This window comes from Hydrogenophaga sp., from assembly GCF_011390835.1.
Lineage (GTDB): Bacteria > Pseudomonadota > Gammaproteobacteria > Burkholderiales > Burkholderiaceae_C > Hydrogenophaga.
Window position 1 is genome coordinate 1 of sequence record NZ_JAABRQ010000013.1, and the last position, 14,235, is coordinate 14,235.

At 63.5% G+C, this 14,235-nt stretch carries 14 protein-coding genes; all 14 read left to right on the forward strand.

What is annotated here, in order from left to right:
• The coding region (locus GPT34_RS09245; protein ID WP_291011382.1) for a 3-oxoacyl-[acyl-carrier-protein] synthase III C-terminal domain-containing protein at positions 1–508 on the forward strand (508 nt) is incomplete at its 5' end.
• A 66-nt stretch (positions 509–574) separates the two neighbouring features.
• Positions 575–1,525, forward strand: a complete 951-nt coding sequence (gene fabD / locus GPT34_RS09250) for an ACP S-malonyltransferase (protein WP_291011384.1) — start codon at positions 575–577, stop codon at positions 1,523–1,525.
• A gap of 16 nt (positions 1,526–1,541) precedes the next feature.
• Positions 1,542–2,303, forward strand: coding sequence for a 3-oxoacyl-ACP reductase FabG (gene fabG / locus GPT34_RS09255; protein ID WP_291011386.1), 762 nt, complete (start codon positions 1,542–1,544; stop codon positions 2,301–2,303).
• Between the two features lie 119 nt (positions 2,304–2,422).
• Entirely contained in the window at positions 2,423–2,662 is a 240-nt protein-coding gene (acpP, locus tag GPT34_RS09260) for an acyl carrier protein (protein ID WP_291011388.1), read from the forward strand.
• A gap of 120 nt (positions 2,663–2,782) precedes the next feature.
• A complete protein-coding gene (fabF, locus tag GPT34_RS09265; RefSeq protein ID WP_291011390.1) occupies positions 2,783–4,027 on the forward strand; it encodes a beta-ketoacyl-ACP synthase II in 1,245 nt (414 codons plus the stop codon).
• A 565-nt stretch (positions 4,028–4,592) separates the two neighbouring features.
• The gene (gene rpoE / locus GPT34_RS09270; RefSeq protein ID WP_291011392.1) at positions 4,593–5,234 is read left to right on the forward strand and encodes an RNA polymerase sigma factor RpoE; all 642 of its coding nucleotides are present in this window, start codon (positions 4,593–4,595) and stop codon (positions 5,232–5,234) included.
• Between the two features lie 56 nt (positions 5,235–5,290).
• Positions 5,291–5,971: a sigma-E factor negative regulatory protein gene (locus tag GPT34_RS09275; protein WP_291011395.1), complete on the forward strand. Its 681-nt coding sequence runs from the start codon at positions 5,291–5,293 to the stop codon at positions 5,969–5,971.
• Positions 5,972–6,072: 101 nt separating this feature from the next.
• On the forward strand, positions 6,073–7,077 hold the full coding sequence (locus GPT34_RS09280) for a MucB/RseB C-terminal domain-containing protein (protein WP_291011397.1): 1,005 nt from the start codon (positions 6,073–6,075) through the stop codon (positions 7,075–7,077).
• A 138-nt stretch (positions 7,078–7,215) separates the two neighbouring features.
• Positions 7,216–8,676, forward strand: coding sequence for a DegQ family serine endoprotease (locus GPT34_RS09285; protein ID WP_291011604.1), 1,461 nt, complete (start codon positions 7,216–7,218; stop codon positions 8,674–8,676).
• 512 nt (positions 8,677–9,188) lie between these two features.
• Positions 9,189–10,997: a translation elongation factor 4 gene (gene lepA, locus GPT34_RS09290; protein WP_291011399.1), complete on the forward strand. Its 1,809-nt coding sequence runs from the start codon at positions 9,189–9,191 to the stop codon at positions 10,995–10,997.
• A gap of 11 nt (positions 10,998–11,008) precedes the next feature.
• Entirely contained in the window at positions 11,009–11,974 is a 966-nt protein-coding gene (gene lepB, locus GPT34_RS09295) for a signal peptidase I (RefSeq protein ID WP_291011401.1), read from the forward strand.
• 42 nt (positions 11,975–12,016) lie between these two features.
• Positions 12,017–12,364: a DUF4845 domain-containing protein gene (locus GPT34_RS09300; protein ID WP_291011403.1), complete on the forward strand. Its 348-nt coding sequence runs from the start codon at positions 12,017–12,019 to the stop codon at positions 12,362–12,364.
• Between the two features lie 43 nt (positions 12,365–12,407).
• Entirely contained in the window at positions 12,408–13,124 is a 717-nt protein-coding gene (rnc, locus tag GPT34_RS09305) for a ribonuclease III (protein ID WP_291011405.1), read from the forward strand.
• A gap of 22 nt (positions 13,125–13,146) precedes the next feature.
• Positions 13,147–14,190 (forward strand): GTPase Era, encoded by a 1,044-nt coding sequence (gene era / locus GPT34_RS09310; protein WP_291011407.1) that lies wholly within the window; start codon positions 13,147–13,149, stop codon positions 14,188–14,190.
• Positions 14,191–14,235 lie beyond the last annotated feature (45 nt).

Here is a 14,235-nt window from a genome sequence, read left to right on the forward strand (position 1 = left end):
CCGCACCACTTGCGTGCTGTTTGGCGACGGCGCCGGAGCCGTGGTGCTGGAGGCCAGCGACACACCTGGCATTCTCGCCACCGACATCCATGCCGATGGCAAACACGCCGGTATCCTCTGCGTGCCCGGGCATGTGTCGGGTGGCAACATCCTGGGCGACCCCCTGCTCAAAATGGATGGGCAGGCCGTCTTCAAGCTCGCCGTCGGCGTGCTGGAGGACACCGCACTGGCCTCGCTGGCCAAAGCGGGTCGCACAGCGGCCGATATCGATTGGTTGATCCCGCATCAGGCCAACATCCGCATCATGCAAAGCACCGCGAAGAAGCTCAAGCTGTCGATGGACAAGGTGGTGGTGACGGTGCATGAGCATGGCAACACCTCGGCGGCATCGATCCCGCTTGCGCTCGACCATGCGGTGCGCGCGGGACAGATCCAGCGCGGCCAGACGCTGCTGCTCGAAGGCGTGGGCGGCGGCTTCACCTGGGGCTCGGTGCTGCTCGACTTCTAAGTGTCCCGGCTGGCGCCATCTGGGGCCGAACCGCGCGCTAGCTCCACCTTTTCAAAGAACACATCCATGAGCCCATTTGCATTGGTTTTTCCCGGACAAGGCTCCCAGTCGGTCGGCATGCTGGACGCCTGGGGCGATCACCCGGCCGTCGCCAGCACTGTGAAGGAGGCGTCTGATGCGCTGGGTGAAGACATGGGGCGACTGATTCGCGAGGGTCCCAAGGAGGCGCTGGCGCTGACCACCAACACCCAGCCCGTGATGCTGGTGGCCGGTGTGGCCGCGTGGCGGGTCTGGCAGGCCGAGGGAGGCGCTGCGCCTGCTGTGATGGCAGGGCATTCGCTGGGCGAATACGCGGCGCTGGTGGCCGCGGGCGCGCTGACGCTCACCCAGGCGGCGCCGCTGGTGCGATTTCGGGCGGCGGCCATGCAGGCTGCGGTGCCGGTTGGCACCGGGGCGATGGCCGCCATCCTGGGCATGGACGCCGAGCGTGTCGTGGCCGGATGCGCCGAGGCCCAGGCGAGCTTTGGCGCGGGCAGCGCCGAGGTGGTCGAGGCGGTGAATTTCAATGACCCTGCGCAGACGGTGATCGCCGGCAGCAAGGCTGCGGTGGACAAAGCCTGCGAACTGCTCAAGGCCCAAGGGGCTAAAAGGGCGCTGCCGCTGCCGGTATCGGCGCCCTTTCACTCCAGCCTGATGAAGCCCGCCGCTGAGGCACTGAAAGAGAAGCTGGCGGACACTTCTTTTGCAGCGCCCCAGATCCCGGTGGTCAACAACATCGACGTGGCAGTCGAGACCGATGCCGACCGCATTCGCGATGCCCTCTACCGTCAGGCATTTGGACCGGTGCGCTGGGTGTCTTGCGTGCAGGCCATGCAGGCGCGCGGGGTGGCCACGCTGGTGGAGTGCGGCCCGGGCAAGGTGCTAGCCGGCATGGCCAAACGCATTGATGCGAGCCTGACCGGCGCCCCTCTGTTCGACCCGGCCAGCCTGGCCGAGGTCAAGAATCTGTTGGGCTGAGCCCAGGAGCACAAACATGTCTGAACCCACTTTCGCTGGCCAGGTGGCCCTGGTCACAGGCGCTTCACGCGGCATCGGCGCGGCAATCGCGCACGAACTGGTCGCACGAGGTCTGATCGTTGTCGGCACGGCCACGAGCGAGACTGGCGCGGCCAAGATTTCAACCGCCTTGAAGGCTGTGGCTGGGGCCGCCGAGGGTTGCCGCGGTGCGGTGCTGGATGTCAACCAGGGCGCTGCTTGCGAGGCCCTGATCGACGAAATCACCAAGGCACACGGTGGACTGCACGTGCTGGTCAACAACGCGGGCATCACGCGCGACATGCTGGCCATGCGCCTGAAGGACGAGGACTGGGACGCCGTGCTCGACACGAACCTGAAGGCGGTGTTTCGCATGAGCCGGGCCGTGATCCGCCCGATGATGAAACAGCGCTATGGCCGCATCATCAGTATCACCAGCGTGGTCGGTGCGTCCGGCAACGCAGGGCAGGCCAACTACGCGGCGGCCAAGGCCGGTGTGGCCGGCATGACGCGCGCTCTGGCCCGTGAGCTCGGCAGCCGCAACATCACGGTCAACTGTGTGGCGCCGGGTTTCATCGAAACCGACATGACGGCCGCGCTGCCCGAAGAGCAGCAGAGGGCGCTGCTGGGGCAGATTCCCCTCGGCCACCTCGGCAAACCGGCGGACATTGCTCACGCGGTGACTTACCTCGCGAGCCCGCAGGCAGCTTATGTCACGGGCCAGGAGCTGCATGTGAATGGCGGCATGTTCATGGCCTGAACCCGCGCCTTGGCACCGATCTGTACCAGCCGATAAAGCCGCCCGGCGGGCCGTCTAGGGTCAGCTCCCTAGCCCGGCTAAAATGGCGGCCTGTATTTCAACCACCCTCAGAGGGACTTATGAGCGATATCGAAGCACGTGTAAAGAAAATCATTGCCGAGCAACTTGGCGTGGAAGAGGGCCAGGTCACCCCGGAGAAGGCCTTTGTGGCTGATCTCGGCGCCGATTCGCTGGACACGGTCGAGCTGGTGATGGCTCTGGAAGACGAATTCGGTATCGAGATTCCTGACGAAGACGCCGAGAAAATCACCACGGTGAAAAACGCCATCGATTACGCGATGGCCCATCAGAAGGCCTGAACGGGTCGGTGAGCGGCCAGCGAGCCGGCGCTCCGCAGAGGGTCTGCTGGGGTGCCGCGCGCGGCCAAACCAAGACTAGCTTCGCCGAGATGTCATCGGCGGGGACCTGAGAGGATATTGATGAGTCGACGTCGTGTCGTGGTGACCGGCCTAGGGTGCGTGAGCCCCGTGGGCAATACCGTCAACGATGCCTGGGCCAACCTGTTGGCCGGGCGTTCCGGTATCGATCGCATCACCAAGTTTGATGCGTCTGCGTTCGCCTGCCAGATCGCTGGCGAGGTCAAGGGTTTCGACCTGGAGTCCTACATCAGCGCCAAGGAAGCGCGCTCGATGGACACCTTCATTCACTATGGCATTGCCGCGGCGCATCAGGCCGTGGTGGATGCGGGCTTGCCCATGGGCGATGCATTGGATGAGGAGGCTGCGCACCGCATCGGCTGCATCATCGGTTCGGGTATCGGCGGCCTGCCGCTGATCGAGGCCACGCACGCCGAGTACGTCAGTCGCGGCCCGCGCCGCATTTCGCCGTTTTTCGTGCCGGCCTCGATCATCAACATGATCGCCGGCCATGTGTCGATGCGCTTCGGCTTCAAAGGCCCCAACCTTGCCGTGGTGACGGCATGCACCACTGGTCTTCATTGCATCGGTGAGGCGGCTCGCAAGATTGAATACGGCGACGCCGACGTGGTGATCGCCGGTGGATCTGAGGCCACCGTGTCGCCTCTGGGTGTGGGCGGATTCGCCGCCATGCGCGCCCTGTCGACCCGCAACGATGACCCTGCGACCGCTTCGCGCCCCTGGGACAAAGATCGCGATGGCTTTGTGCTCGGCGAAGGCGCAGGAGTGATGGTGCTGGAGTCCTATGAACACGCCACGGCCCGAGGCGCTCGCATTTATGCCGAGGTGGCGGGTTATGGCATGAGCGCCGATGCTGGGCACATGACTGCGCCCAACATGGATGGCCCGCGACGCGCCATGCAAAACGCGCTGCGCAACGCCGGTGTGAATGCCGATGAGGTGCACTACCTCAACGCTCATGGCACCTCAACCCCGCTGGGCGACGTGAACGAATCCAACGCCATCAAGGCTGCGCTGGGCGACCACGCGAAGAAAACGGTGGTGAACTCCACCAAGTCCATGACGGGGCATCTGCTGGGTGGCGCAGGGGGTATCGAGAGCGTGTTCACCGTGCTGGCGGTACACCACCAGAAGAGCCCGCCCACCATCAATATCTTCAACCAGGATCCTGAGTGCGACCTGGACTACTGCGCCAACACCGCCCGCGACATGAAGATCGATGTGGCGCTGAAGAACAACTTCGGTTTTGGCGGGACCAACGGCTCGCTGGTTTTCCGACGCATTTGAATTCAGCGCGGGTGACTGGCTCCTGCTCACCCCTGACCCATGCAGCGCGCCCCATCGGTGATGTACCCGGTGGGGCGTTGCGCTTTGTGCGGACGCCTGCTGTTGGGGCTGGCGGGTGCGTTGACCCTGGTCTGGGCCGTCTGGTAGTGGCCCAGCGCGCCGTCGGGCTGGTTGCTGCCTTCGGTCGGCGGCGCGGCTTGCCTGATCTGGAGTGTGATGGCCTGGCGCAGTTGGCGCGAACCCGCGGTCGGCCGGCTGTACAGGGATGTCCAGGTGCCGGGGCCGGTCGACGGCGGGACCGGCCGTTGCTATTGGCACGCCGGACCAGCGACCGAGGGCACGCCGTTACGGGGTGTCGAAGCGGCTTTCGATGCTTAGACCATGGCCTGGTTGCGGCTGCATGGCCCGTAGGAGGTGCCGGCCTGGATCTGCGTGCAGCAGGTGAGCGATCCGGCGCGGTGGCACGACTTGCGGCGCGCGTGGGTGCAGGCCACGCGTTGATTGAGGCGGGGCTTGTGGAGCGCTCGACGGCACTGCCAGGGTCGTGCGGTATATTTTGCCGCGCATGACCCAAGAAGACCACACCGCCCCACCACCACCCGACAGCGACGTCATGCTAGTCCAGCGCACGCTGGCAGGGGAGCAGCGGGCCTTCGAGTTGCTGGTCATCAAATATCAGCGGCGGGTGGAGCGCCTGATCGGGCGCATGGTGCGCGATGTTGATCTCGTGCCCGACATCGCCCAGGAGACATTCATCCGCGCCTACCGCGCCCTGGGCCAGTTTCGCGGTGACGCACAGTTCTACACCTGGCTCTACCGCATCGCTGTCAACACAGCCAAGAAGCAACTGATGGAACTCAAGCGCGACCCGCTGATCTTCCAGTCGCAGATGAAATCTGCCGATGACGATGAAACTTCCGGCTCGGATCGCGAACTAAATCCCAATGTGGCGGATACCGAGACGCCTGAGGCGATCTTCGCCAGCAAGGAAATCGCCGAGGCGGTCAACGCAGCGATGGATGCGCTGCCTGAAGAATTGCGCATGGCGATCACCTTGCGCGAGATCGAAGGCTTGAGCTACGAAGAGATCGCGCAGGCACTGGAATGCCCCATCGGCACCGTGCGATCCCGGATATTCCGGGCTCGTGAGGCCATCTCCAGCCGCATCAAGCCGATGCTGGATCGCCAGACGGGCAAGCGCTGGTGAATGCGCAGGACATTGGGAATTCAGGGGCCAGCGAGCCGGAAACAGGAAATCAGGACATGAACGCCAAGCAGAACAAAAATTCGACCTCGGCCCCCGTATCGGGTGCTGGTGAAGACCTGGACCAGGGCAGCACACTATCGGCCATGCTGGATGGTGAATTGCCCGCGCACGAGCTCGACGGCTGGCTTGACGGTGCTGCCTCGCCGGCATCGACCGCCACCCGCTGGCACGCCTACCAGCTCATCGGCGAGTCGCTGCGGGGTCAAGCTCCGGTACTGCCTGCACAATCCCCGGCTCAGTTCCTTGCGGCGGTGCAGCTGCGACTGGCGCAGGAGCCGCTCGCAACCCCTGGCGCGCCTGAAGGGGCAGCGGCAATCCACCATGTCCGTGGGCAGGCCGCGAACGATGCGGTATTCCGCTGGAAACTGCTCGCGGGCGTGGCCTCGCTGGCCGCTGTGATGGCGGTGAGCTGGACCGTGCTGGGCACCACGACGGGCAGCCCGACCAACACCACTAGCCCCCAGCTGGCGCTGATCGGTCCAGCTGCGGCACCGGCGTCGCCTTTGTCCCAGGTTGGCGCTGAGCCGGTGGCGGTCAACACCCGTCAGGGTGTGCTCATCCGCGACGCGCAGCTCGAATCCCTGATGGCTGAGCACCGGCAGTTTGGCGGCGTGTCCGCACTGCAAATGCCTGCTGGCTTTCTGCGCAATGCCACCTACGACGCCAACGGGCGCTGAATCCCATGACCGTTGACTTGCAAGTGACGCAGCCACTGGCCGCTGAAGGGACTGGGCGGGGCGATGCAGGCCTGTTCTTGGCGTGGCGAAAAGCCTTGGTGATGCCATCTCTTCGGCGTTGGGGGGTGGCGGTGGCCGCGGCAATGTTGACGGGTCTGGGGATGCCGGTGGTGGCCCAGACCACGGTGCCTGCGGCGACCGAAACCCGCAGCATCAACGACTGGCTCACCCGCATGCACGAGGCCTCGCGGCAGCGCGCTTACCAGGGCACTCTGGTGGTCTCAGCTGGATCGGCCATGTCGGCTTCGCGCATCTGGCATGTGTGCGATGGCGTTCAGCAGATGGAGAGGGTGGAAACGCTCACCGGCGCGCCGCGCACCACGCTGCGGCGCAACAACGACGTCATCACCTTCGCTCCCGAAACCAAGACGGCCTGGGTGGAAAAGCGCGAGTCGCTGGGTCTCTTTCCCGAGTTGCTGCGCACCCCTCGCAATGGCATCCCGGCGTTCTACGACGTGCGGGAAACCGGCGTGGACCGCGTGGCTGGGCACAAGGCCGATCGCATCGAGATCGTGCCGCGCGACGAATTGCGTTTTGGCTACCGCATCTGGGCTGAGAAAAAGTCGGGCCTCGTGGTGAAGATGCAGACGCTGGATGAGCAGGGCGCCGTGCTGGAACAGGTGGCGTTTTCCGAGCTGCAGCTGGACGCACCGGTGCGCATGGACAAGCTCAGCCAGCAGATGAACGACACCAGGGGCTACGATGTGCAGCGCTCGGTGCAGAAGAAGACCACGCCTGACGCTGAGGGCTGGCGCCTGAAGGAGCCGGTGCCCGGTTTTGCCTCGATGAGCTGCTACACCCGCGGTGATGTGGCCGGGTCGACCGATATCCCCGGCATGCAGTGGGTGTTCTCCGATGGCCTGGCCTCGGTGTCCCTGTTTGTTGAGGCATTTGATGCCAAGCGCCACGGCGAGGAAAAGGTGGCTTCCGTGGGCGCCACCCATTCCGTAACGCGGCGACTGGACAACCACTGGCTCACCGTGCTGGGCGAAGTGCCGACAGCCACGCTGCGCCGGTTTGCCGACGCGCTGGAGCGAACGCGCTGAATTGCTTCGCGCCCGCGTGTGTCGCTGTGATGCCCGGGGTTTGCGCTTTCCGGATACACCATTGCTTTGTTGTTCGATCCGATCTTGTCTGAGTAGAGGTTTTTCATGATGCTTCGCCGTTGGCTCCGTCTCCCTCAAATGGCCCTGCTGGCCGGCGCCGCGCTCGCGGGTGCTGGTGGTGCAGCCCTTCTGGTTCATGCGCCGCTGGGCGCACAGACGCCTGCGGTCGTTGCGCCCAGTGTGCGGGGCCTGCCCGATTTCACCGACCTGGTCGACCTGGTCGGTCCTTCGGTAGTCAACATCCGCACGCTGGAGAAAGCCAAGGCGGAGTCCGGCTCGGGCCCGGACGAGCAGATGCTGGAGTTTTTCCGCCGCTTTGGCATCCCGATTCCTCCTGGCGCGATCCCTCGTGGCCCGCGGTCTGACCGGGGACCTTCCGAGGAGGCGCAGCCCCGCGGCGTGGGTTCGGGCTTTATCCTGAGTGCCGACGGCCTCATCATGACCAACGCCCATGTGGTCGACGGGGCCGACGAACTCATCGTGACCCTGACGGACAAGCGCGAATTCAAAGCCAAGATCGTCGGCACCGACAAGCGCTCAGACGTGGCCGTGGTCAAGATCGAGGCCAGCGGGCTGAGCGCGGTGAAGATCGGTGACATTGACCGCCTGCGGGTCGGCGAGTGGGTGATGGCCATCGGCTCGCCGTTTGGTCTGGAGAACACGGTGACCGCAGGCATCGTCAGTGCCAAGAAGCGCGACACCGGCGACTTCCTCCCTTTCATCCAGACCGACGTGGCGATCAACCCGGGCAATTCCGGCGGGCCCTTGATCAACATGCGCGGCGAGGTGGTGGGCATCAACAGCCAGATTTACTCTCGCTCGGGCGGTTTTCAAGGTATCTCGTTTGCCATCCCGATCGATGAAGCCGTTCGCGTGTCCGATCAACTCAGAACCACCGGCCGCGTGACCCGAGGGCGCATCGGCGTGCAGATTGATCAGGTCAGCAAGGATGTGGCCGAGTCGATTGGTCTGGGTGCACCCAAAGGTGCGCTGGTGCGCGGCGTGGAGCCGAATTCGCCGGCCGCCAAAGCCGGCGTGGAGCCGGGTGACATCATCGTGAAGTTCGATGGCAAGCCGATCGACAAGTCCGTCGACCTGCCTCGGCTGGTGGGCAACACCAAGCCGGGCAACAAGAGCAGCATGACGGTGTTCCGGCGTGGAGCCGAGCGCAACCTGAGCATCGTCGTGGCGGAGCTGGAGCCTGAGCGAACCGAGCAGCGCGCGGAGGCGCCCGAGGCACCCAAGACACCGGCCACGGGCGCGGCGAAGTCGCTGGGCCTCTCGCTCGCCGAGCTCACGGCCGCGCAGATGAAGGAGCTCAACCTCAAGGGCGGTGTGCTCGTGGTAGCTGCCGAAGGCATTGCTGCCCGTGCCGGTCTTCGGGAGGGCGATGTGATCGTGCAGCTGGCCAACACCGAGACCCCGGGCATCAAGGAATTCGACGCAGCGTTGGCCAAGCTGGACAAGAGCAAGCCCATCAACGTGCTGTTCCGCCGCGGTGAGTGGGCTCAGTACGCCGTGATCCGCCCGGCACGCTGATCCCTTGCGTGGCCTCACGTGCCCCCAGTCCCGTGTCGGGTGTGGGGGCATTTTTGCGATTTGGTCGTTTTGCGACACATGAGCAGGAGGCACTCAAGTCAATCCGCTGACCCGAAAAGTCAGTGGTTGCTTACAAACTTGCAGATGCCCATGAGCGAATTCGATAAAATCTGCGTATCTGGAGCCCGATTTGTGCGCTGGGCACGCTGGCTGAACCACGATGTGAAAATGCCAAGTGACTGTGCACGGGTCATCCACAGCGGTCGCGCTGAAAGTGTGGATCGCCTGTGATCAATCTGTGGATAAGTTGCTTGTTGCTGCGCTGCGACAACCTGGAAAAGCGGTGTGGGTGGTGTGTCTTTCGGGCTTTTTGCCTACAATGAAACCCCAACTATCGCAGTTGCCATTGATTGTTGGTTCTGGGCGCGTCAACACCTGACGCGCCCTTTTTTATGCTCGTGTGCTGCGCTAAGTCAGCCCACCTATGTCTTTGAGTTGAGCCGTTTTTTTCGATGAATCACATCCGCAATTTTTCCATCATCGCGCACATCGATCACGGCAAGTCCACGCTGGCCGATCGCATCATCTCGCGCTGTGGAGGCCTCGCCGATCGCGAGATGAGCGAGCAGGTGCTCGACTCCATGGACATCGAAAAAGAACGTGGCATCACCATCAAGGCGCAGACCGCGGCGCTGCACTACAAAGCGCGCGATGGGCAGGTTTACAACCTCAACCTGATCGACACGCCTGGCCATGTGGACTTCTCTTACGAGGTGAGCCGTTCGCTCTCGGCGTGTGAAGGTGCGCTGCTGGTGGTGGACGCCAGCCAGGGCGTGGAAGCGCAGACCGTGGCCAACTGCTACACCGCGCTGGACCTCGGCGTGGAAGTGGTGCCCGTGCTCAACAAGATGGATCTGCCCAACGCCGATCCGGACAACGCCAAGGCCGAGATCGAAGACGTGATCGGCATCGATGCCACCGATGCCATTCCGTGCTCGGCCAAGACTGGCATGGGCGTGGAAGACATCCTGGAAGCGGTTGTGGCTCGTATTCCGCCGCCGCGCGGTCAGCCCGAAGCACCGCTGCGCGCCATGATCGTCGACAGCTGGTATGACGCCTACGTGGGTGTGGTGATGCTGGTGCGCGTGGTCGATGGCCGCTTGCTCAAGGGCGAACGCTTCAAGATGATGGCGACCAACACCGTCTACAACGCCGACAACCTGGGTGTCTTCACGCCGGCCACAGAGCCGCGCGAGTCGCTGCAAGCCGGCGAGGTGGGCTACATCATCGCGGGCATCAAGGAGCTGCAGGCGGCCAAGGTGGGTGACACCATCACGCTGGAGAAGAAGCTGCCCAACAACGCAGGCCCTGCGGCCCAGGCCTTGCCCGGTTTTAAAGAGGTGCAGCCACAGGTCTTCGCCGGCCTTTACCCGACCGAGGCCAACCAATACGACGGCCTGCGCGATGCGCTGGAAAAACTCAAGCTCAACGACGCCGCGCTGATGTACGAGCCCGAGGTGTCCCAGGCGCTGGGTTTTGGCTTTCGCTGCGGCTTTCTCGGCCTGCTGCACATGGAGATCGTGCAGGAGCGGCTGGAGCGCGAGTTCGACCAGGACCTGATCACGACCGCTCCCAGCGTGGTCTACCAGGTGGTCAAGCCCGATGGCGAAGTGATCATGGTGGAGAACCCCTCCAAGATGCCCGACCAGGGGCGCCTGGAAGAGATCCGTGAACCGATCGTGACCGTGCATCTGTACATGCCGCAGGAGTATGTGGGCGCGGTCATGACGCTGGCCAACCAGAAGCGCGGGATGCAGCTCAACATGGCTTACCACGGCAAGCAGGTCATGCTGACCTACGACATGCCGCTGGGCGAGATCGTGCTGGACTTCTTCGACAAGCTCAAATCGGTGAGCCGCGGCTACGCTTCGATGGATTACGAATTCAAAGAGTACCGGGCGGCCGATGTGGTCAAGGTCGACATCCTGCTCAACGGGGAAAAGGTCGATGCGCTGTCCATCATCGTGCACCGCAGCCAGTCCCAGTACCGTGGTCGCGCGGTGGTGGCCAAGATGCGCGAGATCATCAGCCGGCAGATGTTTGACGTGGCGATCCAGGCCGCCATCGGAGGCAACGTCATCGCGCGCGAGACCATCAAGGCGCTTCGCAAGAACGTGCTGGCAAAATGCTATGGGGGTGACATTTCCCGCAAACGCAAACTCCTCGAAAAACAGAAGGCTGGCAAGAAGCGCATGAAACAGATCGGTTCGGTGGAAGTTCCCCAGGAAGCCTTCTTGGCCATATTGCAGGTGCAAGACTGATGCAGGCCGCAATGAGCATGATCACGGGCTTGATCCTGGCGGCCTTTGTGGGTTACGCCTTTGCCTGGTACACCGGCTCGGTCGAAGGCAACTTCGCCTTGCTGCTGATGCTGGCGGTGGCGGTCACCGGGGTCTACTGGGTGGCAGAAAAGCTGGTGTTTTTGCCGCAACGCCGGCGCGCTGCCGATCACCTGTTGCAAGAGCACCAGAGTCGCAAGGAGGCGCTGCGCAAGCAAGGCTTCAGCGACGTCGAGGGCGATGTGGAGCCGGCCCGCCAGCAGCTGCTGGCGCAACCCTGGTGGCTGGACTGGACAGCGGGCCTGTTCCCCGTGATCCTGGCGGTGTTTGTGTTGCGTTCATTTCTGTTCGAACCGTTCAAGATTCCGTCGGGCTCCATGATCCCGACGCTGCGGGTAGGTGACCTGATTCTGGTCAACAAATTTCACTACGGGCTGCGTATGCCGGTGTTCAACACCAAGCTGCTGGCCAACCACGAGCCCCAGCGGGGCGATGTGATGGTGTTTCGCTATCCGCCGCAGCCCAGCCTGGACTACATCAAGCGCGTGGTGGGCGTGCCCGGTGACGAGGTGGCCTATCTGAACAAGCGCCTGACCATCAACGGGCAGCCAGTGCCCCAGGAAGCCCTGCCAGACTTCTTCGATGGCGACAGCATGCGCTACGCCAAGCAGTTTCGCGAGACGGTAGGGGACAAGCAATACGGCACCCTCAACGACGAGGATCGCCCCGCCTTCATTCCAGGCGCCAGCGATTTTCCCAACAAGTCCAATTGCAGCTACACCGTCGAGGGCGTGGTGTGCAAAGTGCCACAGGGCCAATACTTCATGATGGGTGACAATCGGGACAATTCGCTTGACTCACGCTACTGGGGTTTTGTGCCCGAGGCCAACATCGTGGGCAAGGCGTTTTTTGTCTGGATGAATTTTGGCGATCTGGGACGCATCGGTTCGTTTGAATGACGGTGGTGCGAGGGCTTTGAGGCACAGCAGGAGTACAAACACATGACGCAGCGCAAATCACAACGCGGCCTGACCTTTCTAGGCCTTCTCTTTGTCGGCATCTTGCTGGCCTTCGCTGGCGTGGTGTTCGCGCAGGTCGTGCCCACCTACATCGAGTACATGGCGGTCCAGAAAGCCGTGGACAAGGCTTCGGCTGGCGAGACGGTGGGCGAGGTGCGGTCCATTTTTGATAAGGCAGCCACCATCGACGACATCACCACCATTTCGGGCAAGGACCTGGAAGTCGGCAAGGAGGGTAACAAGGTTGTGGTGTCTTTCGCCTACGAGCGCGATGTGCACCTGGCCGGCCCTGCCTTCCTGGTCATGAGGTACCAGGGCCGCTCCAAGTGAGCCTGGTGCGGGGTAACTGGGGCCTTGGCGGCCGACGTTTCGCTTGAGACCGGAACTGCAGGCGCTGCAGAAGCGACTTGAGCTGGCGTTCGCCAATCCGCGACTGCTGGAGCGCGCTCTCACCCACCGCAGTTTTTCGGCCGATCACAACGAGCGGCTGGAGTTCTTGGGCGACTCGGTGCTGAGTCTGGCGGTCTCGGGCCTGCTTTTTGAAAAACTGAGCGATCTGCCTGAAGGCGATCTCTCCCGCGTGCGTGCCAATCTGGTCAAGCAGGACACCTTGTTCCAGCTGGCCTCCAGGCTCGATCTGGCGGCAGCCTTGCGGCTGGGCGATGGCGAAAAGCGCTCGGGTGGCCACAAGCGGCCGTCCATCCTCGCCGATGCGCTGGAGGCTGTGATCGGCGCGGTGTACCTGGACGCTGGCTTCGAGGCCGCATCCAGCCTGGTGCGCCGTCTTTTCAGCGGTGTCGAACTCAACGCCCAGATGAGTGCCATGGGCAAGGACCCCAAAACCGAGTTGCAAGAGTGGCTGCAGGGGCGCAAGATGAAGTTGCCGGTCTACCGTGTGGTGGCTACGCTGGGCGAGGCCCACAAACAGACCTTTGACGTGGAGTGCACCGTGACCGACACGGGCCACAGCGAGCGCGGCATTGGCGCTTCTCGTCGCGCCGGCGAGCAGGCTGCTGCGGCAGCGATGCTGCAGCACCTGCACCGAGCCCGACCCGCAGCAGCGCCTGTGCCGCCCAACCCCGCCGCTTGAGTGCGGCGTGAACCGACCCGACATGCCACGATCCAAACCCGACCCCACCGCCGACCAAGCCCCAGTCCCCTCCAACCCCGAGCTCGATGCCATGCTGGCGCGAGCGCTAGGTCGTGACGCAGGGGCTGATACGGGCTTGCCTCCCACCGACGAAGAGCCCGCGGCTCCTGAGGTCATCGATCCGGATAGCCAACACTGCGGCCTGGTCGCGATTGTCGGCAAGCCCAACGTGGGCAAGTCCACCCTGCTCAATGCGCTGGTGGGTCAGAAAATCAGCATCACCTCGCGCAAGGCCCAGACCACGCGCCACCGCATCACGGGCTACCGCACGGTGGGCGCCAGCCAGTTTGTGTTCGTGGATACGCCGGGCTTTCAGACCCGGCACGGCAATGCGCTCAACCGCTCGCTCAACAAGACGGTGCTGGGTGCGGTGGCTGATGTGGATCTGATCCTGTTTGTGGTGGAGGCTGGCAGCTTCAACCAGGCCGATGCCAAGGTGCTGGATCTGCTGCCTGACGACATCCCTGTCGTCTTGCTGGCCAACAAATTTGACCTGGTGCATCGCCGGGGTGACCTGGCGCCCTGGTTGCAGTCCATGCAGGAGCGCCGTGCGTTTGCCGAGTTCGTGCCCATGTCGGCCAAGACGGCGCGCGACGTGCAGCGGCTGTTTGGCATCTGCGAAAAGTACCTGCCCCGCCAGCCTTGGATGCACGCGCCGGAAGAGCTCACCGACCGCAGCGAGCGTTTCATGGCGAGTGAAATGGTGCGCGAGAAGCTGTTCCGGCTGACGGGCGACGAATTGCCTTATACCTCCACCGTCATCATCGACAAGTTCGAGCAGGACGGTGCGCTCAAGCGCATCGCAGCGACCATCGTCGTGGAGAGGGAAGGGCACAAGGGCATGGTGATCGGCGACAAGGGCGAAAAACTCAAGCGCATCGGCACCGAGGCCCGCCAGGAACTGGAAAAGCTCTGGGACTGCAAAGTCTTTCTGGAGCTGTGGGTCAAGGTGCGGTCGGGCTGGGCCGATGATGCGGCGCGGGTCCGGTCTTTCGGGTATGAGTGAAGGTGGCCCCCACGCTGCGCCGCTGCGCGGGTCGCAGCCAGGGAT

Coding starts and splice junctions, on each gene's coding strand:
- fabD (WP_291011384.1), top strand. CDS start 575: ATGAGCCCATTTGCATTGGTTTTTCCCGGACAAGGCTCCCAGTCGGTC.
- fabG (WP_291011386.1), top strand. CDS start 1,542: ATGTCTGAACCCACTTTCGCTGGCCAGGTGGCCCTGGTCACAGGCGCT.
- acpP (WP_291011388.1), top strand. CDS start 2,423: ATGAGCGATATCGAAGCACGTGTAAAGAAAATCATTGCCGAGCAACTT.
- fabF (WP_291011390.1), top strand. CDS start 2,783: ATGAGTCGACGTCGTGTCGTGGTGACCGGCCTAGGGTGCGTGAGCCCC.
- rpoE (WP_291011392.1), top strand. CDS start 4,593: ATGACCCAAGAAGACCACACCGCCCCACCACCACCCGACAGCGACGTC.
- GPT34_RS09275 (WP_291011395.1), top strand. CDS start 5,291: ATGAACGCCAAGCAGAACAAAAATTCGACCTCGGCCCCCGTATCGGGT.
- GPT34_RS09280 (WP_291011397.1), top strand. CDS start 6,073: ATGCCATCTCTTCGGCGTTGGGGGGTGGCGGTGGCCGCGGCAATGTTG.
- GPT34_RS09285 (WP_291011604.1), top strand. CDS start 7,216: ATGGCCCTGCTGGCCGGCGCCGCGCTCGCGGGTGCTGGTGGTGCAGCC.
- lepA (WP_291011399.1), top strand. CDS start 9,189: ATGAATCACATCCGCAATTTTTCCATCATCGCGCACATCGATCACGGC.
- lepB (WP_291011401.1), top strand. CDS start 11,009: ATGAGCATGATCACGGGCTTGATCCTGGCGGCCTTTGTGGGTTACGCC.
- GPT34_RS09300 (WP_291011403.1), top strand. CDS start 12,017: ATGACGCAGCGCAAATCACAACGCGGCCTGACCTTTCTAGGCCTTCTC.
- era (WP_291011407.1), top strand. CDS start 13,147: ATGCCACGATCCAAACCCGACCCCACCGCCGACCAAGCCCCAGTCCCC.